The organism is Collinsella sp. AM13-34 (assembly GCF_003473055.1).
GTDB lineage: Bacteria > Actinomycetota > Coriobacteriia > Coriobacteriales > Coriobacteriaceae > Collinsella.
Genome location: NZ_QRLE01000014.1, coordinates 25,254 through 45,490, shown reverse-complemented (window position 1 = coordinate 45,490; position 20,237 = coordinate 25,254). Strand labels below are relative to the sequence as shown.

General features: G+C 59.2%; 16 protein-coding genes. 9 read left to right on the top strand and 7 right to left on the bottom strand.

Annotation, left to right across the window (positions count from 1 at the left end; all coding sequences use genetic code 11):
* Positions 1-10: 10 nt before the first annotated feature.
* Positions 11-1,348 carry a hypothetical protein gene (locus DW151_RS07095; RefSeq protein ID WP_118335119.1) on the top strand — a complete coding sequence of 446 codons (1,338 nt, stop codon included), beginning with the start codon at positions 11-13 and terminating at the stop codon, positions 1,346-1,348.
* 228 nt (positions 1,349-1,576) lie between these two features.
* The gene (locus tag DW151_RS07090; RefSeq protein WP_118226338.1) at positions 1,577-1,846 is read left to right on the top strand and encodes a hypothetical protein; all 270 of its coding nucleotides are present in this window, start codon (positions 1,577-1,579) and stop codon (positions 1,844-1,846) included.
* A gap of 94 nt (positions 1,847-1,940) precedes the next feature.
* Here DW151_RS07090 and DW151_RS07085 read toward each other — a convergent pair whose 3' ends face one another.
* The 4 genes from DW151_RS07085 to DW151_RS07070 form a co-directional block, all read right to left on the bottom strand.
* The gene (locus DW151_RS07085) at positions 1,941-3,788 is read right to left on the bottom strand and encodes a phosphatidylinositol-specific phospholipase C (RefSeq protein ID WP_118335117.1); all 1,848 of its coding nucleotides are present in this window, start codon (positions 3,786-3,788) and stop codon (positions 1,941-1,943) included.
* 264 nt (positions 3,789-4,052) lie between these two features.
* Positions 4,053-4,430 carry a hypothetical protein gene (locus DW151_RS07080; protein ID WP_147351770.1) on the bottom strand — a complete coding sequence of 126 codons (378 nt, stop codon included), beginning with the start codon at positions 4,428-4,430 and terminating at the stop codon, positions 4,053-4,055.
* A gap of 304 nt (positions 4,431-4,734) precedes the next feature.
* On the bottom strand, positions 4,735-5,328 hold the full coding sequence (locus DW151_RS07075) for a hypothetical protein (RefSeq protein WP_118335113.1): 594 nt from the start codon (positions 5,326-5,328) through the stop codon (positions 4,735-4,737).
* A gap of 242 nt (positions 5,329-5,570) precedes the next feature.
* A complete protein-coding gene (locus DW151_RS07070; RefSeq protein WP_118335111.1) occupies positions 5,571-6,173 on the bottom strand; it encodes a hypothetical protein in 603 nt (200 codons plus the stop codon).
* A 377-nt stretch (positions 6,174-6,550) separates the two neighbouring features.
* Between DW151_RS07070 and DW151_RS07065 the strand changes: the two genes are divergently transcribed.
* From DW151_RS07065 to DW151_RS07035, 7 genes are all read left to right on the top strand, one after another.
* Positions 6,551-7,183 (top strand): cyclodeaminase/cyclohydrolase family protein, encoded by a 633-nt coding sequence (locus tag DW151_RS07065; RefSeq protein ID WP_158549281.1) that lies wholly within the window; start codon positions 6,551-6,553, stop codon positions 7,181-7,183.
* A 2-nt stretch (positions 7,184-7,185) separates the two neighbouring features.
* Entirely contained in the window at positions 7,186-8,040 is an 855-nt protein-coding gene (locus tag DW151_RS07060; protein ID WP_118335109.1) for a bifunctional 5,10-methylenetetrahydrofolate dehydrogenase/5,10-methenyltetrahydrofolate cyclohydrolase, read from the top strand.
* A gap of 354 nt (positions 8,041-8,394) precedes the next feature.
* Positions 8,395-9,918 carry a C69 family dipeptidase gene (locus DW151_RS07055; RefSeq protein WP_118335107.1) on the top strand — a complete coding sequence of 508 codons (1,524 nt, stop codon included), beginning with the start codon at positions 8,395-8,397 and terminating at the stop codon, positions 9,916-9,918.
* Positions 9,919-10,066: 148 nt separating this feature from the next.
* Complete coding sequence (locus DW151_RS07050; RefSeq protein ID WP_118227279.1) at positions 10,067-10,483, top strand: hypothetical protein; 417 nt, start codon at positions 10,067-10,069, stop codon at positions 10,481-10,483.
* Between the two features lie 8 nt (positions 10,484-10,491).
* Entirely contained in the window at positions 10,492-12,255 is a 1,764-nt protein-coding gene (locus DW151_RS07045) for an AarF/ABC1/UbiB kinase family protein (RefSeq protein WP_118335105.1), read from the top strand.
* A 431-nt stretch (positions 12,256-12,686) separates the two neighbouring features.
* Positions 12,687-16,082 (top strand): DUF4430 domain-containing protein, encoded by a 3,396-nt coding sequence (locus tag DW151_RS07040; protein WP_158571673.1) that lies wholly within the window; start codon positions 12,687-12,689, stop codon positions 16,080-16,082.
* Between the two features lie 9 nt (positions 16,083-16,091).
* Entirely contained in the window at positions 16,092-16,994 is a 903-nt protein-coding gene (locus DW151_RS07035; protein ID WP_233543366.1) for a DUF4430 domain-containing protein, read from the top strand.
* 160 nt (positions 16,995-17,154) lie between these two features.
* Here the strand turns inward: DW151_RS07035 and DW151_RS07030 are convergent, their stop codons facing one another.
* The 3 genes from DW151_RS07030 to DW151_RS07020 all read right to left on the bottom strand — a co-directional run bounded on the left by DW151_RS07030 (position 17,155) and on the right by DW151_RS07020 (position 20,171).
* The gene (locus DW151_RS07030; RefSeq protein WP_055250894.1) at positions 17,155-17,562 is read right to left on the bottom strand and encodes a GtrA family protein; all 408 of its coding nucleotides are present in this window, start codon (positions 17,560-17,562) and stop codon (positions 17,155-17,157) included.
* A 218-nt stretch (positions 17,563-17,780) separates the two neighbouring features.
* Positions 17,781-18,176, bottom strand: a complete 396-nt coding sequence (locus DW151_RS07025; RefSeq protein WP_117629590.1) for a GtrA family protein — start codon at positions 18,174-18,176, stop codon at positions 17,781-17,783.
* A 78-nt stretch (positions 18,177-18,254) separates the two neighbouring features.
* Entirely contained in the window at positions 18,255-20,171 is a 1,917-nt protein-coding gene (locus DW151_RS07020; RefSeq protein ID WP_118335101.1) for a fructose-1,6-bisphosphatase, read from the bottom strand.
* Positions 20,172-20,237: the final 66 nt, after the last annotated feature.

The window sequence follows — 20,237 nt, the reverse complement described above, 5'->3', positions numbered from 1 at the left end:
GGACGTTTCCATGGACGAGATGTTTGCCATTAAATGTCAAAACTGCGGCGGCCCTATGTACTCGCACCAAGCTAAGCGCAGCTTTGAGTGCGCTTATTGCGGTGCGGTCATTCCGTGGCAGGCGGACGCCGGAGAGCCCAAGAGCGCCCTGGGTATCCGTCATACGCCGCAGACGGTGGTTGACGGGCTGCTCAAGCTCACGCACGTCTCGCAGCTCGAGCGCCCAGAGGACCCGGACTGGTATTTCTTCAATTCGTACTGGCGCAATCAGTCGGTCCTGGAGCATCTGCTGTGGGAAGATCGCGGAACGGCGCAGGAGTTCCAAGAGGCGACGCACGTGAGCATTCCCTGCCCCTTCTGCGGCGCGTCCTTTGAGGGGTCATCGACCCAGCGCGTGTTTGAGTGCCCGTCCTGCGGCAACAAGATCGGCATTGCCGACCTGCTCAAGCCGGGGACGTTTAGCAAGCGCCTGACCTTGGGCGTTGGTGCGGAGTATGTACCTGGGCAGGGTATTCCCTGCGAAATCTCGCCGCAGCAGGCACGTGCCAACGCACTGCAGCTGGTGCACCAGTATGCGGAAGCCTTTGCCGGGCACGACGTGGAAGATGCGATCCAAAACGACATGATGCTCTTCTATTTCCCCATGGCGCTGGCGGACCTGCGCATGATGGTGAGCTTCCCGGGCAAGGGCCTGAGCAAGGAAACCCTGGTGTACTACGAGGTGCTCGACTGGGCATACCCCAGGGCAAACTACCTGGACGTTCGTCTCAAGGGCATTTTGGAGCCGTGGGACTATGCCAAGGTTGGGCCGTTTGACCCTGCCATGCAGGAAGGTGACTTTCGTGTCGTCTCCGTCGATGCGTCTACCAAGGACCAGGTGGTCATTGATAAGTTGGCGCTCGACGTTGCGGGCAACGACGCCGAGGCTGTACTGGGGCTCAATAAAAAGAGCATCCGCACCTGGGCGCGCAAGGCCTGCAAGCATAAGGACGGCCTGGTGATGGTGCCGGTCTACTTTGTCGATCGTCCGGCGACAGACGGCCGCGATGGCGAGCAGGTGCGCATTGCCGTAAACGGTCAGACGGGCCGCGCGGCCGCGGTGGTGTTTAGCGACAAGCGCGAGACGCATATCGTGGCGCCGCTCAACCCGAGCCTGCATCTGTCCGGCGAGAGTACCGTGCATGCCACGCCCATCGAGGTCAAATACGTTAAGTCGCCGTTTCTGTACCAGATCGTACGCCGTGGAGGCGGCGAGCAGCAGCATCAGGTTGCAGCGGTCGCCGAGGGTTCTTACCGAGAGGAGAAGCCCAAACGCAAGGGCTTGCTCGCTGCGATCTTTGGGAAGTAGGGAAGCGCAGCCGGTTGGCGCTGCGATGCGATAGTTAGAGGAACGGGGCGGTCCGCAGAAGTGCGGACTGCCCCGTTTTTGTGTTGCGGGGAAGTGCTGGGCACTTCATTAAAGGTCTTCGCGCGGACTCGAATTCCAATGTCGCCTAGCGCCTTCGTGCAGGATTCCCGAAGTGACTAAAATGTGACCATAGAGGCAGTTTTAGCGAACCCCATGGGAGTGACACGCATGGACAACAACACCTTGCTGTTCCAGGACAAAGGTTCGGGCAGGTTTAAAGACGTCAAGATCTACCCTAACCGCATCGAGGTGCTCAAGAAGGGTACTTTCGGCGGCAAGCATATCGAGATTGTCTACCTTAAGGACATCACGGGCGTTAACAGGATCAAGGGTCGCGACGTTTTCCTGCGCAATCGACTGTTAACCGCTTGCGTCTTTAGTCTGAGCAGTCGTGCGAAGGCCCAGGAGTTTGTTAACGCGCTGAACATGGTGATGTAGCCCATGGCGGCGTTCGGGCCAAGGTAAAAATCGGGGGCACAGAACGGTGTCCTGCGCCCCCGATTGAGTCGATGTGTCTAAAAGGCGGGCTTGCCTATTCGCTGTCGTCCCCAGCGTTTTCGCGTTCGCTGGCAAGCATTGCTGCGCCGGCGACTGTCGTCGCCACGGCGGCGGCAGCGAGCCCGGCGGCGATGCCAGAGCCGTCGCCTGTGCCGGCAAGCTTTTCGCCTGAGCCCTTGCGCTTGTTGCCCTTGTCGTTCTTGTCGGCGCCGCCTGCGTTGGTGCCGTTGCCGTCGCCGGTGTCCGTAGCGCCTGCGTTGCCCGAAGCCGTCACGGTAAAGCTCGCGGCTCCGTCATTGGCAAGCTTGTAGTTCTGCGCCGCGTCGCCCAAAAGGCCTTTCGCGCGCACCCAGTACGTCCCTGCGGTAAATGCCTCGCCCTCGGCCATTGCCGTGCCCGGAGCGCCGTTCGCGTCGTGCACAAACTCGAGCTGGGCCGTGCAGGCATCGGTTTCGAGCTTGCCCTCGAGCGATGCCGCAATCTTGGCGCGCACGTCTTCGCCGGCCTTAAGGCCTTCGAGTCCCTCAAAATGGGGCGTCAGCGCGCGTGGATCGATATCGATGGGCACGGAGCCCCGCAGCTCCGTAACGGTCTCGTTGCCCAAGGCGTCGACATCCACATATTCGATGGCAAACGCATGGCCCGAAGCCGCCACGTTGAGTACGTTGCTGCTGTCGACGAGGCGGAAATGACCCTCGCCAACGGTCTTGCCATCCTGGAGTGAGGCATCGCTCGGCGAGTCGCCGTACGTCATGCGCATGCGGGTCGGGAGGCAGCACGAAGCCGACTGCGTGTGCTTCGTATCGTAATTGTAATTGCGCTGGTAGATGCTCCGGGCCAGCGCCGCATCAACAAAGTCGGATGCGATGATGCCAATGTGCTTGAGGTAATCTGACTTTGTATCCTCGGTGCCGCTGGGATTGATGTACGGGCTCTCGTACAGATGCTCGTTGACGACTCGCGCTGCGGTAAAAGGATTGCTTCCTTGCTTGTGATTCGTGCAGCTGGTGTAGTTGATAGACCAGCAGCGCTCCAGGACTTGCTCCTTGGCCCCGTTATCGTCCTCGACATCTACCTCGTTGCGGGTGAGCTTAGCCGTCTCCTGCAGGGCCATATCGACCCAGCTGATCTTGTCGGTTCCGGTGCATTCGTAATGGTCCTGGGCATATACCTTGGTGCAATAGGCTTTTTTATCGCCTGTTTCCCCTGCGGCTTCAAAGCCTTGCGCGTTTTGGACGAGACACATAGAGGAGCTGCTGGGGTGTGCTGCGATTATGTTGTCCCATTCGGTAAGGTCGAGGCCCCACGTGTGGCCGCTTACACTGTTGCCGGCGAGCCTAAATCGACGCAGCAGAACGATCTTTCCGCGCACCTCGTGTAGCGCGGGGATTCGGCTCGACGTATAGAACAGTTTGGGGTTGTCGTCCAAAACCTTGGCGAAAGCCGTCGTAACACTTTCGTCGGTAGCCTCGTCGTTGCCTCGTGATACAAGCATGATGAGCGCTTCTGTCGGGTTTTCGTTCAAAAACGTTTTGAAGTAGCCTATGACATCGGAAAGATGCATAAAGTACGCGTCTTTTTTGAGCAGGTAGTAATCCCCGTGGTCGATACCGGGGTCGTCGCCCTTTCCGAGCCGGATATCAAAATAGCGAATGCCTTCGAGCAACTGCGTGGGAATGTAATCCTGCTGGCATTTTACTTGCGAGGATTGGGGCTCAGTGTCGTTGTCCACGCTGCAGGTGCCCGAATCGTGCGTACCCGGGATGCTCAGCTCGTCGAGGAACTTGTTGTCGTCGACGTATTTCATCCAACATGGCCCATCGACGTAGCTGCTGTACGTGATCCAGTCGAGGCTGCTAACCGTGGCATCGTTCTTTTTCATGTCGTAACCGATAAGTTCGAGCTCCCACGGAATGCTCTTACTCTTATGGCAGATCTTATTGTTGTCCTGGTCTTCGCCGTTCGATTCTATTGCCAGGTACTTAATGTCTTTTTTCTCGGTTTCTTTCTCGACCGTGCGGTCTCGGATGATATAGGTTCCGTTTGATTGACGCTCGAACGCAAAAGCGCGGCTGGGCTTGTTGTCATACTCGCCGCCCCATACGTGGATGACCTTTCCATCTTTGTCAGAGTCGTCGTCGACCGATCAAATGCTGTAGCCCGTCTTTTTATGCTCTTCGAAATTGAGCAAGGTGCGGATAGCATACCAGTTTGTATCGTCATTCTTGGTCGTTACGTTCTCAAGGATGAGCTTGCTGGACGTGCCGTCGTTAAACAGGTGGCAGACGTTGCCGCGAACGTTGCCGTCTTGGTTGACGCTCGCGGTGCGAAAATAGCCCGCGGGGCGAAGGCGAATGACGAAATTGTCGAGGCTGACTGACGCTGTGGCAGCGTCTTCTGCAAATGCCGCGCGCACGGGAAGGCCCAATCCCGCGGTTTCGGGCAGGCTTACAAATGGCGACAATGCTGCGAGTCCTAGGCCCAACGTGAATGCTCGACGGCTGATGGCGTGGTGTTCGGTCATAACTCCTCCGTTCGCAGGGTGCGGTTATGCACTCATTTTGTTCACTATACTGCCCGGATGTCTAAACGTGTTGGCTTAATTGTCTGCGTGGCGCCATAAATCGGCGGGCGGACGCGTTGGGGCGCTTGTCTATTTGTGCTGCTACCGCGCTGGGGGTGGTTTTGCCGCCCGGCACCCTCGCGTTCGCCGGCTATCGGCATAAGAAAAGGAGGGTCGGTTTACCGGCCCTCCCTGGGTACGAAGCGCTGGGGTACCGTCGCTTGTTTGCTCTGCGACCGTGTTTCCCGTTGCGCTCGCCAGTCGCTTAGCGCTTGATCTCGATATCGTCGAGCTTGACGTCCATGGCCTCGGTCTTGGCCTTGGCAATGTCATCGGCAAACTCCAGAGACTTCATCATGGTCTCGACGGCGTCCTTGTGCTCCTCGACATTGTCGATGCTCACGTAAACGCTGCCGCCGCCTGCTTCGGTGAAGTACTCAGTCGTTACGCCGCCCGAGTGTGTATAGGAAGCGTTGCGCCAAGTCTTGCCGTTGTACTTGACGGAATCATTCTCGGTCCACTCAAAGTTGGCCTTCCATTTGGCCTCGTAGTCGAACAGCTCGTCAGCGTTCTTGTCAGAGTCGAAGACAGGGATGAAGCGATCGCTGGCGTGCTCGCTCTCGGTGAACTTAAACTGGGCCCTGTCGGCGGTGTCGCCGGCAACGTCGGTGATCTCGACGCCCTCGGGCACCTCGACCTTAAACCAAATGAAGTCGGTCCTCATATCCACGGCTGGCTTTTCTGCGCCGCCGCCACCGCCACTGCCGGTAGCGCCGCCGCTTCCGCCGCAACCCACCAGGGCAACCGCGGCAAGGAGACTGATGCAGAGTGTGAGAATCGCAAAGGCCTTCTTTTTCATGGTCGTGTCCTCCTCGATCTGTAACCGCCCATGGATTACCTGCCTTTACTGTACGCGTGGGCGGCTCGCTAGGGTGGGCCATGTGTCCCATTCTGAGGGCCGGATTTGCGCCGTTAAGTGGCAATATGCTCGGACGCAAAAGAGGGGAGGGCCGATGCTGTCGGCCCTCCCCGGGGTTGGGTGCCCGTTGTTTTAATGGGGCGCGTGTACGCGGGTGCGCATAGGCACGTGCGGGTGTCCCGTTACTTGATCTCGATGCTCGAAATCTCGACTTCGCGTGCCTCGTCAACTGCTTTCTTCATGTCGTCGGGGAACTCGATGGAGTTGAGGAGCGTCTCGGCTTCTTTCTTGTGCTGGTCGAAGTTCGAGATGAGGACGTAGACGCTTCCCGGCTCAACGTCGGTAAAAAGCATGGTTGAGATGCCGCTGTTGTCCTCGTATGTTCCGACGAGCCACGTCCTGCCGTTATACTCGACGGGGTCGCCATCCTCCCACTGGAACGTTCCAGTGTGCCTTTCGGCCTGCTCTGCAAAGGACTCTTCGGCCGTCATCTTCTCTTGCCAAACGGGGATGAAACGGTCGACTGTGGTGTTCTCGTTCTCGGGGAAGGTGAGCTGGACCCTGTCGGCATTCTTGCCGGCGGAGTCGCTTACGCCGACGCCCTCGGGCATCTCGACCTTAAACCAGATAAAGTCGGTCTTCTTGGCGACGGGGGCCTTTTCCTTGCTCTCGCTCTTGGCGGTGCTGCCGCTTCCGCCCGATGCGCTCCCGCCGCAGCCGACAAGGGCAAATGCGGCAAAGAGGGCGATGCAAAGGGAAAGAATCGATAGGGTCTTTTTCTTCATGGTGGCGTCCTCCTTGTCTGCCGATGACATCACGGCGCCGCATGCTGTTGGGGTACTGATTGCGCTGGCGGCGGATGTCTCTGTGTGCTGTGCGGCTTATGCCTCCGTTCATTGCTTGTGGCCGTTGCCCGGCCGTGCCCCAACGGGTTCCTTACTTATAGATATGCCCCAGCTTGTGCTGCCCGGGAGTCTCGAAAGGTGGGCCATGTGTCCCATGTTTGTGTCGCTGCCGCCTATCGTGTGCCATAGAAATCCGCGATGGCCAGGTGCGCTGACGCCCATGTGCTTATGGGCTAGACTTAGCACCATTACGTGATCGATGCGGTCGGTCGGCGGTTGCCACCCGACCGATGTATATGACTTGAAGGTGCATGTGCATGAGCCAAGAGATGATGGACAAGACCTGCCGCGGGTTTGCCGAGGCGCTGGCCGCGCGCGAGCCGGTTCCCGGCGGTGGCAGCGCGAGCGCCTTTGTGGGCGCGCTGGGCGCCTCGCTGTGCGGAATGGTTGCCCGCTACGGTGCGACCAATCCCGCGCTTGCTGATCGTGCGGATGACCTGACGCGTGCGTTTGCCCATGCTGATGAGCTGGCCCAGGAGCTTGTCGAGTTGGTTGCCGAGGACGTTCGTGCCTATGGGCAGGTGTCCGCGGCATACGGTATTCCGCGTGACGATCCGGCTCGAGCGACCGCGATTCAGGATGCGCTGCATGTGGCCGCTATGCCGCCGTATCGCATTATGGATGCCTGCGGGCGCGCGCTGGCGCTGCTCGAGGACATGGCCGACAAGGGTTCGCGTCAGCTGCTGTCCGATGTGGCGTGCGGCGCCGTGTTCTGCCGTTCCGCTATGCAGGGCGCGAGCTTGACGCTCTTTGCGAACACCACGTCTATGAAGGATCGCGCTCGTGCTGAGGAGCTCGAGACGGCGTGTGATGAGTTGCTCGACATGTGGTTGCCGCGCGCCGATGCGCTGGCGCGCCGCGCCGCCGACGCCGCAAGGAAGAGGGGATAGCCATGGCTGAACTGCTGAAGGGTGCCCCCGTTGCTCGCGCTTTGACTGAGGAACTTGCTGCGCGCTGCGTGGCTTTGCGCGAGCGCGGCGTTGTGCCGACGCTGGCTATCGTGCGCGTGGGTGAACGCGAGGACGACCTATCCTACGAGCGCGGTGCGCTCAAGCGCTGCGAAAAGGTTGGCATTGAGGCTCGCCGCGTTTTGCTTCCCGCCGATGTTTCGCAGGACGAGCTGTTGGCGGCCATCGAGGACATCAATACCGATTCGTCTGTTCATGGCTGCCTGATGTTCCGCCCGCTGCCCGCCGGCCTTGACGAGGATGCGGTTGCCGCGGCACTCGATCCTGCCAAGGACGTTGACTCCATGACGCCGGTTTCGCTGCTCACCACGCTTTCGGGGCGCGGCGAGGGTTTTGCCCCCTGCACAGCCGAAGCCGTGCTTGCTTTGCTGGATCATTACGGCGTTGAGCTGGATGGAGCTAAGGTTGCTGTGGTCGGGCGCTCGCTGGTGATCGGGCGTCCTGTTGCCGCCATGCTTACGGCGCGCAATGCGACCGTGACGACGTGCCATACGCATACGCGCGACCTTGCTGCCGAGTGCCGTGCTGCCGACATTGTGGTTGCCGCCGTTGGACGCGCGCGTACGATTGGCGTGGATGCGGTTCGCGAGGGCCAGACGATCATCGATGTTGGCATTAATTGGGACGAGGCCGCTGGCAAGCTGGTGGGTGACGTCGATTCTGATGCTGCGGAGCCGGTCGTTAACGCCATCACGCCCGTGCCGGGCGGCGTGGGCGCTGTGACGACGGCGATCCTCGCTAAACACGTGATCGAAGCGGCCGAGCGCGCATCGAAATAGGCGTTTTGGGCTGTTTGAGGGGTTAGCTCTATACCCCGTGGACAGAAAATGCCAAATATGAGTACTGTTGCCAAGATAGTCACATATATTTTAGGTCAAATAGGCTTTCTAACGATATTTATTATCGATAGAGAGCCTATTTTATTGGACCTATGAGGAATTACATCATCTAATTTTTGAACAAATGTAGACTTTCGACACCCATACGTAGCAAAATTGCTGTTACTAAATTGGTGACAGTACTCATATTTGGCATTTTTTGCCCACCGGGTTTGCCGGGGCCGTGGTTTCGCCCTTTCTGCGCCGAAGCGATACACTGTTATCGTTTGATTTCTTCGCTCAAGGAGGATGCGCATGCCGTGCACAACGATTCTGGTTGGTAAGAATGCGAGCTACGACGGGTCGACGCTTGTCGCCCGCAACGAGGATTCGTCCAACGGGGTGTTTGAGCCCAAGCGTATGCGTGTGGTGCATCCCGACGAGCAGCCGCGCGTCTATACGAGCGTCCTGAGTCACCTGACCGTTGAACTGCCCGATAACCCCATGCGCTACACGAGCGTCCCCGATGTTGTCCCGGGCCACGGCATCTGGGCCGAGGCCGGTTTCAACGAGCTCAATGTGGGCATGTCCGCAACCGAGACGCTCACCACCAACGAGCGCGTTCGCGGCGCCGACCCGCTCGTCGACTACGTGCCCGCCAAGGGCAACGAGGACGAGGACGGCTATGTTCCGGCGCAGCCCGGCGGTCTGGGCGAGGAGGACATGGTGACCCTGGTGCTGCCATATGCCAAATCCGCCCGCGACGGCGTACGCATTCTGGGTGACCTGCTCGAGCGTTATGGCACCTACGAGAACAACGGCATCGCCTTTAGCGACGTGGACGAGATCTGGTGGCTCGAGACCATCGGCGGTCACCACTGGATCGCCAAGCGCGTGCCCGATGACGCCTATGTGACCATGCCCAACCAGCTGGGTATCGACAGCTTTGACCTGGATGACGCCGAGGGCGCCCAGGCCGATCACATGTGCTCCGCCGACCTGCGCGCTTGGATGGCCGAGTGGCATCTGGACCTGACGCTGGGCGTCGAGGGCGACGGTCCGGCCGCGGTCTTCAACCCGCGCGAGGCCTTTGGCTCGCACAGCGACAGCGACCACGTCTACAACACGCCGCGCGCCTGGTATATGCAGCGCTGCCTTAACCCCAGCGATGTGTGGGACGGTCCCGAGGCCGACTACACGCCCGAGAGCGACGATATTCCCTGGAGCCGCGTGCCCGAGCGCAAGGTGACCATCGAGGACATCAAGTACGTACTCTCGAGCCACTACCAGGGCACGGAGTACGACTGCTACGGCAGCAAGGGCACGCCCGCCACGCGTGGCGCCTATCGCCCCATCGGCATCAACCGCAACAGCCAACTCGCCGTACTGCAGCTGCGTCCCTATGCGCAGCCGGCCTACCGCGCCGTGCAGTGGATGGCCTTTGGCTCCAACTCGTTTAACGCGCTGGTTCCGCTGTACGCCAACGTCGAGACCATGCCCGAGTACTATGCCGACACGCAGGCTCGCGTAACGTCCGAAAACTTCTACTGGGCCAACCGCCTGATCGGCGCCCTGGCCGACGTCCGTTTCCATGAGTGCGGTCGCGCCGTGGAGGACTACCAGGAGAAGGTCGGCGGCATGGGCCACAAGCAGATTCACGACGTTGACGCTGTCGTAGCCACGCTGCCCGAGGCCGAAGTGCCCGCCGAGCTCGCCCGCGCCAACGAGGCCTTTGCCGAGCTCATGCGCGTGGAGACCGATGCCCTGTTGGGCAAGGTGCTCTACACCACGAGCTGCGCCATGAAGAACTCTTTCGCGATGAACGACAACATTAGGTAAAAGCCGTATTGCAGCGAACGAGCGGGGCAAACGCCGTCAAAGGCTTTGCCCCGCTCGATTTCTATCTTGGCGGTAAAACGATTTTGTGTCGTTCACTCAATCTTGGGTACAAGAAGGCCAATGCAGTTGTTCATGATTGGAGCCAACCATGGTTATGAAACTCGATCAGCTTGTTAACGGCGCCATTAACGTGGGCTTCGGTGCCGCCGCCGTTGCCGTCGAGGGCGGCAAGAAGGTCCTCGACGACCTCGGTACCAAGGGCGAGCAGGTCCGCAAGGATGCCGGCACCCCCGATATCGCCCGCAGCGTGTCCGATATGTTCGAGCAGGCGGGTGGCACCATCTCCGACCTGACCGAGCGCCTGGGCATGCAGGGCGAGACTGCGGCCCAGCGCGTGCTCGATGAGCTCATCCTGGCTCGCGTCCGCGTTATGACCGCCCCCGAGCGCACGGCCTTCCTGGCCCATGTGCGCGATATCGTCGATTCGGTCGAGGACAACGTGACCTCGGTGCCCGTCGAGTCCGTTGAGCCCGACGATGCAGGGGACACCGAAGAGGCCGAGTAGCAGCGCAGATGGCAGATTCCACTACCGATTACAACAATCTAGATCCCTTGGGTGACGAGGCGGCGGTTGTCGATGAGGTCGATGCCGCCGTCTCGGGCGCTCGCAAGAAGCCGCGCGCTGTCGATATGGTCCCCGAAGAGCCCGACGCGATGGCACCGGACGAGGAATACCAACTCACGCCGGCAGGTCGTCGTGAGCGCATTGGGCAGATTGTTCGCCTGATCAAAAAGTATCGCGTGTGGGACAACCTCACGCCGGTTCGTTTGCGCCGCCTGCTCGAGGAACTCGGCCCCATGTTCGTCAAGATGGGGCAGATTCTGGCCAACCGGTCCGAGATTCTGCCGCAACGCTTTTGCGACGAGCTGCGTCGTCTGCGCTCCGACGTGGAGCCGGTGCCGTACGAGGTCGTACTCAGTTGTCTGGAAGAAGAATACGGCCTGCGCCTGGGGGAGATGTTCGATGCGATCGACCCCAATCCGCTTGGTAGCGCATCGCTCGCGCAGGTGCACCGCGCTCGTCTGGTGACGGGCGAGGACGTGGCCGTCAAGGTGCAGCGCCCCGGTGCGCAGCAGGTTATGGCACAGGACATCGATATCATCCGCTCGGTGGTGCGTATCGTTTCCAAGTTCGTCAACACCGATCAATTTGTTGACCTGCACGGCGTAGTCGAGGAGTTGTGGACCTCGTTTCGCGAGGAGACCAACTTTTTGGCCGAGGCCAAAAACCTCAACGACTTCTACGAGTTCCATAAGAGCGTTCATGGCGTGACGTGTCCTAAATCCTATCTGGACCTGTGCACCGAGCACGTGGTGGTTATGGACTACGTCGACGGCATTTCGATCGCCGATCCTGAACGCTTGGTGGCCGAGGGCTATGACTTGGAAAAGATCGGTGCCGCAATCGTCGAGGATTACTCGACGCAGGTGCTCGATGACGGCTTTTTCCATGCCGACCCGCATGCGGGAAACATTATTCTCAAGGACGGCATCGTTTACTTTATCGACTTGGGCATGGTCGGACGCATGTCGAGTCACGATCGCGGTATCGTCAAGGACATGATTTTCGCCGTGGCCGAGGGTGACGTGCCCAAGCTCAAGGATTCGCTCATGCGCTTCGCCGTGACGCGTGGCGACTCGGCTGAGCTCGATCATTCGGCCTTTTTGTCCGATTTGGACTTTATCGTGGCTGACTTTGCGGGCCTTGACCTGAAGGATCTGGATATCGGCGAGTTTTTGACCTCGCTGTTAAACCTGGCGCGCAAAAACGACGTTGAGCTGCCGAGCGTGGTAACGATGTTCGCCCGCGGCATGGTGACGCTCGAGGGCCTGTTGACCGAGTACATGCCCAACGTCAACATGATCCAGATCATTCAGACGCATATCAAAAACGAAAAAAGCACTTATGCGCGCGTGCGCGACATGGGACGCGATCTTGCCGCGAGCAGCTATCGCGCGGCAAAAGGCTCGCTCGAGGCGGCCGAGTATCTTGGCCTGGCTTCGCGCATGCTCACGCGCGGCCAGCTTAAGGTGAACACGCAGATCATGAGCAGCGATAAGGCGCTGCGACAGCTGGGCGGAATTATCGACCGTATGTCGATGGCAATTGTGATTGCTGGCCTGTTTATCGGTTCGTCGGTGGTGTACTACGCGCGCATCGAGCCGGTTGTGTTTGGTATCCCAGTCATTGGCTTTATGGGCTACGTGAGCGCGCTGGTGCTGGCGCTTATGCTGGGCCGCAATATCTGGCTCAACAGTCACGGCGGCAAGCACTAGAGGCCGCGACCGTCACCGCATTTTCCTATCGCAAACAATAGCTTTTACCTTGGGCTTCGCCTGCGTGCGAGGCTCTTTTGCGTGATACCATTTTGACGGTAATAATCGATGGCCTAGATGGTGGTGCGGAGACGCATGAATGCGCGGTTTACCTGCGCGTTTGGGAGAATTGGGGTGCAAGTCCCCGGCTGTACCAGTAACCGTAATTCCTCTTGGCTCGGGATGTTCGCGTCGCAGATCGGACGACGTGCCCGAGTCGTTAAGGTTAAGTCGGATCGCCTCCCATCTTGCATGCGGTTGCGGCGTATGCCGCCGGTGTGCATAGGGCTCTGGAGGGAAGGGGGACCCCGATGGGGGAACTCGAGCGCAACATGCGCGATGACGTGGGGCAGCCTCAAGGCAACGCTCCAAGTACAGACAATGGGAGACAAATGGATATGTTTGTGGACGAGCGTCAGCGCGTCTCGCATCGCCGTGGCGCAATTGCGCGCGGCGTAGCCAAGCGCGGCCTGGTGGCATTCCTGGCCTTCGCGATGGCCTTTGGCACCACGCCGGCTCAGCTGTGGGCCGAGGGCGCCGAGGGCATTGCCGAGGCTGTGGCTCAGGCTACGACGCCGGACGAGGGTGCAGCGCCTGCGGATGGTGCTGCCGACGGTGTCGTTTCTGAAACCGGCTCTAACGCGAGCGATGCGTCGGTTAACGATGGCGCTTCGGCGAATGCCGCAGATAGCAACGGCGTAGCGTCGGACGATTCTGCCGCAGTCGAGGCTCCTACTGCTTCGCCGGATTCATCCGAACAGAACGTCAAAAGTGTTGTAGCCGCTTCCGATGAGGCTGAATCTCAGCCTACCGAATCCGCAAGCCAAGAGGTCGCGGCCACGTGCTCCGTCGTCGGCACCGACGCCAAGGGCGTCCAGCAGACCTGGGCCGCCGCGCAGCAGATCGCTCTGAAGGAGGGCTCGACCGCGGCCGACCTCTCCGAGCAGCTCTTCAGGCAGGCCGGCCTCAAGGCCGACTACGACCCCAACGGCTCCTGGGGCTGGGCGCTCAACTCGATCACGTCGCCCTTCGACGCGGGCCGCACGCTCGCCTACGACCCGGCGACCGGCGCGTACTGGCAGTTGTTCGTCAACGGCAGCGCCTCCGCGGTCGGCGCCGGCGGCTACACGCTCAAGGACGGCGACTCCGTCGTCTGGTGCTACTCGAAGTACGGTGACCCCGCGCCCGCCAATCAGATTTCCGTTAGCTGCACCGTTGTCGGTCAGGACGCCTCGGGCGCTCAGCAGACATGGGCGCAGCCCACGACAGCTTTGGTGGAAGAGGGCACGACCGCTGCTGATCTTTCCGAGCAGGCCTTTAAAAAGGCCGGCATTGGCGCCAAAACGGGGAAAGGCACGTACGGCTGGTATCTCGAGTCGCTGACTTCACCGTTCAACAAGACCGTGACGCTTTCGAGCGAGAAAGTTAACGAAAACACTTGGAAATTCTGGCAGTTCTTCGTTAACGGTCAGGCGGCCAATGTCGGCGCGGGCAATTACACACTCAAGGCCGGGGACAAGGTTACCTGGGTCTATGGCTTTGATGGAACCATGCCCGGCCAGGTTTCCGTTTCAATGGAGATCATCGGTAAGAAGGATGAGAAGGCGCAGCGCTGGACCGATCCTTCGACGCAGGTGTTTGTCGAGGGCACGACGATCAAGGACGCTTCCGCTGCCTACTTCGATGCCATTGGCATTGAGTCCAAGATGTACGACCAATTTGGTTATTGGGGTGTTCATAGTCTTGTCTCCCCGCTTGATGGCACCGAGCTGTCGGGTGCATGGTCGTTCTTTGTTAATGGCGTTCCCGGGCCTCAGCTCGATAGCGATTACGTGCTCAAGTCGGGCGACAAAATCGTCTGGGCTTACGCCCCTGGCGACACCGTTCCTAATCCCGATGAAGTCGTAGTCGATCCGAGCGCTTCGCGCCCGACCGATTGGAAAGCCGACTGGAGCGGCAATTCCAATGCGGTGGTCAAGAACGTGTCCACGCCTACGGGCACGCTGGCAAGCTCTTGGACGTTCGATTGGAGGGCCTACTCGGGTGCCACGTATCCCAATGCGAGCGAGCCTATTGTCGTGAACGGCAACGTTTACCTTGCCGTGAACAAGCGTTTGCTTAAGATCGACGCCGAGTCGGGCAAGGTGCTTGCCGAGTCGAACCTTCAGACTGCGATTGGCTACACCACGCGTCCGATTTATACGAAAGGCTTGGTCATCGTCCCGCTCGACGGCGGTGCGGTCCAGGCTCTGACGGCCGATACGCTGACGACGGTTTGGGTCACTGACTCTGTGAGCAAATCTGCCCAGTCAAATTCCCAGTTGACGGTCGATGGCAACTATCTCTACGTTGGCACCGTTGATGTCGACTATGGAACGAGTACGTACAATAACGGTCATCTGACGCGTATTAATATACTGACCGGCGCTGTTTCTTGGCAGCATGTTAATGCTGATGAGGGCTACTACTGGACGAGCGCTACAGTGGGCGACGGCTATATTCTGGTTCCGACGAGTGCAGGTACCGTTGAGATGCTGAGCAAGTCGACGGGTGATGTGCTCGGCAGCGTTTCGGTTGGTGCCATCGTCAACTCCAGCTGTGTACTGTCCAAAGACGGCAAGCATGCCTATGTGATCTCGCGTGACGGCAAGCTCCACGTGCTGGCACTGTCGGACGCAAACGCAAGGGCCTCTTCGCGCATTTCCGAAGAACGCGTCATCGATCTTGGTCTTACGGGTTGTGCCTGCATGCCCACGCTGTATGGCAATAAGCTGATTGTCGGTGGCGAGGTTTCTGGCGGTTCGGCGCTGGCGATTGTCGACCTTGATAATGACTTTGCTACGACGTTGGTTTCGTCTGCCGATGGCTCCGTGCTTCCTGCCGGTGGCATTAAGGGCGCACCGCTCGTGAGTGTCCAGGCGGATGACACGTACGTTTATTTCACTGTCAACTATGGTGCGACTTCCGACTATGTGAACTACACCTCGGGCGGTGGCGTGTATCGCTACAAGATGGGTGACGCACAGGCGACCGGTGCGTTTAGCGCGGCGGGACACAACAATTACTGTGACTCGCCGATTGCCTGCGATGCCAAGGGTAACCTCTACTACATCAACGATTCCGGCACGCTTTTCAAGCTGAGTGGTGGCGTTAAGGTCTCGTTTGAGACTGGCGAGGGTTCTAAGGTCGACTTCCAGACTACGGCCGATGGCAAGCTGGTCAAGCCGGCCGATCCGACGCGCGATGGCTATACTTTCGGCGGTTGGTATACCGATGAGGCTTGCACGCAGGCGTATGACTTTAGCGCGCCGGTGACGGCCGATCTGACGCTGTATGCCAAGTGGACCAAGAATGCTGTTAACCCTGGCGGCAATGGCGGTTCTGGCACTAATGGTGGCAACGGTGGCGCTGGCAACGGTTCCGGCGCTGGCGCTGGCGCTGGCACTGGCACGGGTTCCGGCTCCGGCTCTAAGGGCCAGCAGGCCGGCGGCGCTATCGCCCCGGGTCAGAAGCCGGTGACCAAGACGACGGTGTCGACCAAGACCGAGACCAAGGACAACAAGTCCGACAAGAAGGACACCGATAAGTCCGATAAGAAGGACGAGAAGAAGTCTGACAAGAAGGACAGCAAGTCCGATACGGGTGCTGCTTCCACGACCACTGCTAAGAAGTCCTCTAGTGCCTCCGAGCAGGAGGCTGGCACCAACCCGCTCGCTATTGTTGGCGTTGCCGCTGGCGTCATCGGTCTCGCCATCGTCGGCGTGTTCGTGTTCACCAAACGTCGGTAGGTGAGGGCTGTGTCCAATAAATCCAAGGACGCTGACCCCAAGCAACCAGATTCCTCGTTCATTCAGTTCGACGATACAAAGCAACAGGGCGCCGCTTCGGCGGCGTCCGCCCCTCGTCGCAAGGCTCTTCTCGGCGTCCTGACTGCCGCGTGCACCATTCTGATCGTCGTCTCGCTGGGCTTCGTCCATCCTTCCGAGAGCGGCGCCTGGTCCATCGACTGGATCATTCAGGCCGTGACGGGGGAGAGCGTCGTCACCAAGGATACCAAGGCGTCTGGCTCGACTATGACTTCGGGCGAGGCCAGTTCCGAGGACTCCAAGTCATCGAATGATGCAAAAGACGAGTCCAAGGGTTCGAACGACGGCAAGGACGATTCCGAGTCTTCAAACAAGGAATCGGACAAGAACTCGGATAGCAAGAAGTCCGATGGTCAGGACGGCAAGAAGTCTGGCGATAAATCCGCTGCCCAAAATACGGGAGCCGGTGATACTTCCAATGTGTCTGGCGGTGCTTCTTCGGGCGGCGGTCAGTCGTCTGATGGAGCCTCCAGCTCTAATGGCGGCAGCGCTCCCTCGGGCGGACAGGGCGGTTCGCAGGAGTCCAACTACGTAACGGTGTCGGTCTCGGTCACTTCGAGCGCTGTGGGCAATCCTGTGTCTTCTGGCGGCTCCTTTACCTTTAACGAAGGTGCTACCGTCTACGATGCCCTGTGCGCGCTGGGCCTTTCTGTCAACGCACACGGCTCGTCGTACGGCACGTATGTCTCCGCGATTGGTGGTTTGGCCGAGAAACAGTACGGCGGCACGAGCGGCTGGATGTACTCCGTCAACGGCGCAACGCCCATGACGGCGTGCAGCAACTACGTTCTCTCCAACGGCGATAACGTGGTCTGGTATTACGTTACAGGCTAATGACCTCGACATAGCGCACCAAGCGGGCGGTTCGGACAAACATCCGGGCCGCCCGCTTTTCATGCGTAGAGGACTTGGTCGCCGGGTCTTTCGGCAAACAAAAAAACCGGTTGGAATGGGAATTCCAACCGGTTATACATTCAAGCAAATAGTGAATCGACTACGACCGTGCGCCCTCGAGGAAGAAGCGACGGCTGAAGTAGTTGTACCAGGTGACGAGGAACGTGGCGATGGCCTTCATGGCCTGGTAGCCGATGCTCAAAAACGTGACGCCCACAAACATGTACAGGTCGTTGAGGCCCAGGCCGATCACCGACAGGATGGTGAAGATCGTGAACTCGCGCTTGCGGCTCATGCCCTCGCGATGGTCGAACACGTACTTCATGCTGAGCCAGTAGTTGACCACAACGGAGGTGGTAAACGAGACCGTGGTGCTCATCAAAAAGTCGAGGTGAAACAGCTCGACGAGCGCAATGAGCATACCCCAGTCGATGCCAAAGGAGATAAGGCCCACGACAGCGAACTTGAGGAACTGCTTGGTATGAGGTTGTGCCAGTGCCTTGCGCACGTAATCACATCCAATGCGTTGATAAATCGAGCAGAGGATACTTTAGAGCTTTTGCAAGGGAAACGTAAGGTCTTTGCCAAGAACTATACGAACTCGCCAAATTTTCAAGAGCTAATCCGCAAACGTTGAAAATTTGCCCGTAAACGAGCAATGCCCGCGAACAACACGGCGCTCGACGCGCGTCATCCGTGGGCATTGTAAAGCTGTAAGGTTGCGAGTTACTTGGTCTCGTCGCCTTCCAGGAAGATCTTTCGGGTCACAAAGTTGTAGACCATGACAAGCGCGGTGGCGCAGATCTTGGCGATATTGGCCTCGAGTCCCAGGCCGGCGTTGAGTGTCAACACGATACCGTCGTTGAGTGCCAGGCCGATCACGGACAGCACGACAAAGATAATGAACTCGCGGCGGCGGCTTATGCCTTCCTTGTGCGCAAACACGTATTTCATGCTTGCGAGGTAGTTAAAGATGAGTGAGATGATAAAGCCGCTGGTGTTGGCGATTAGGATGTTAAGGCCCAGACCGTAGTGGAGCAGATTCATAATGCCAAAGTCGATGACCGTGGCAATGACGCCGACGACGCCAAACTTCATGATCTGCGCAAGGAGCTTTTGCATGGTACCTGCCTTATGGTGGCGCCGGGGCGCCGTGGGGATGACAAACTCAGCAAGTTTAGCCAATCCCCGCGGGTGGGGCTAGACGCGCTCCTCGATAGCACCGTTTCTATATGCATCGAGCAGCTGGCGCAGATCCTGGATCTGGCTGCGAATCTTGGCGCCAGTATCGGTGTCGCTCACCATGCGGCGACGGTCTGCTTGGTCAAAACGGTTGGTCTCGCTCTCGATGTCCACGTTGCGTGTGAGTGCCTCGGCAACCGTCGTAAAGGCCCGGTGCGACTTGAGGCGGCAGCCGCGCGAGCTCGAGATGAGCGTATAGCCGGCGATACCCGTCTTGGGATGGTAAGCGCGGCAGAAGCCGCCATCGATGACCAGCAGCTTGCCTTCGGCGCGGATGGGCTGCTCGCCCTTGGTGGTTTTAACGGGCGTGTGGCCGTTGATGATGTGACCGGTCGGTGAGCATGCCATGGGCGCGACGCCAAACTCGCGCATGATGTCGTCGCAGACCGAGGGCGACTTGGTAAGCGTAAAGTATGGGTCCATCGGCTCGACCCAGGTGCTCTTATCGGCGATATAGGCGCGCTCAAAGGTACGCACCAGGCGTCCGCTGGCGGGTGAGTTAAAGCCGATCCACAGGTACCACATCCAGTCGAGGGCGTCGCGGTCGCCCATGCGCCAGGCGCGGCGGGCGATGTGGTCGCAAAAATCGAGATAATCGCGGCCAGCGTGCCAGGTGCCCAGGCAGTTCATGCTGCTAAAGGTGCCGTCTTCGTTGAGTGGCACGCAGCCGTGGAAGAGCAGGTTGCCGTTGGCGACTTTGTACATCGAGCCGTGGGAATAGAGGAAATCGATATGGCGATGCAGGTGATCGGCGGTGACAAACTCGGACACGAGCTTGTCGATGATGTGCTGCTCCTGAGACGTGAGCGTATAGGGGTCCGCCGGGTCGACGGTGGGGAAGTCGTTGGTCGTGAGCGGCCACACGCTGCCGTCGGCGAGCGTGACCGTGCCGGTGTCGTGGTCGATCTTGTCGAGTAGCAGGCGGTCGGTCATGTCGAACTCGGGGTGGCGCTGGATAATCTGACCCTCGAGCTTAAAGAGCAGCACGTTGATGGCCTTGATCAGCGGGGTGATGGACTCACCGGCGGTGTAGGTGGCATCGGCAAAGGCGACAAGCTCACGCAGCGAGATACCGTAGTCGTTCTCCAGGATCTCGTAGTTGTCGTAGCGTAGGTTGTTGCGCAGCACCGTGGCGATGCAGGCGGGCTCACCGGCCGCAGCGCCCATCCACAGCAGGTCGTGGTTGCCCCACTGGATGTCGAGTGAATGGTAGGTGAGCAGGCGGTCCATAATCTTGGCCGCGCCGCCGCCGCGGTCGAAGATGTCGCCCACCAGGTGCAGGTGGTCGACGGCCAGGCGCTTGATGAGCGAGGCAAGCGACTCGATAAAGTCGTCAGCGCTGGCGGTCTCCAGTATGGACTCCACGATGCGCTCGTGATAGCGCACGCGATAGTTGTTCTCGTCCGGATGCGTGTGTAGCAGCTCGTCGATGATGTAGGAGTAATCGCGTGGGATGGCCTTACGCACCTTGGAGCGCGTATAGCGGCTCGAAAGCGAGCGGGCAACCATGATGAGCTGATCAAGCATCGTCTTGTACCAGGTGGGCGAGTCTTCGCGCTGGCTGCGGACCAGGTCGATCTTCTCGCGCGGATAGTAGATGAGCGTGCACAGCTCGCCCTTTTCGTCAAAGGTGAGCGTGTCGCCAAAGATCTCGTCGACATGCTCGCGCACGACGCCCGAGCAGTTGTTGAGGATGTGCATAAAGGCTTCGTACTCGCCATGCACGTCGCTCATAAAATGTTCGGTGCCCTTGGGCAGGTTGAGAATGGCCGAGAGATTGATAATCTCGGTAAACGCGGATTGCTCGGTGGGAAACTGTCTCGACAGCAGGCGCAGATACTTGAAGTCTTGCGGATTGCGATCGAATGCGACCATGAAACACCTTCCGATAGGGCTGGTAAAACTGATAAACAGCGTCAAACGTTTATCAGTATGCGCCGC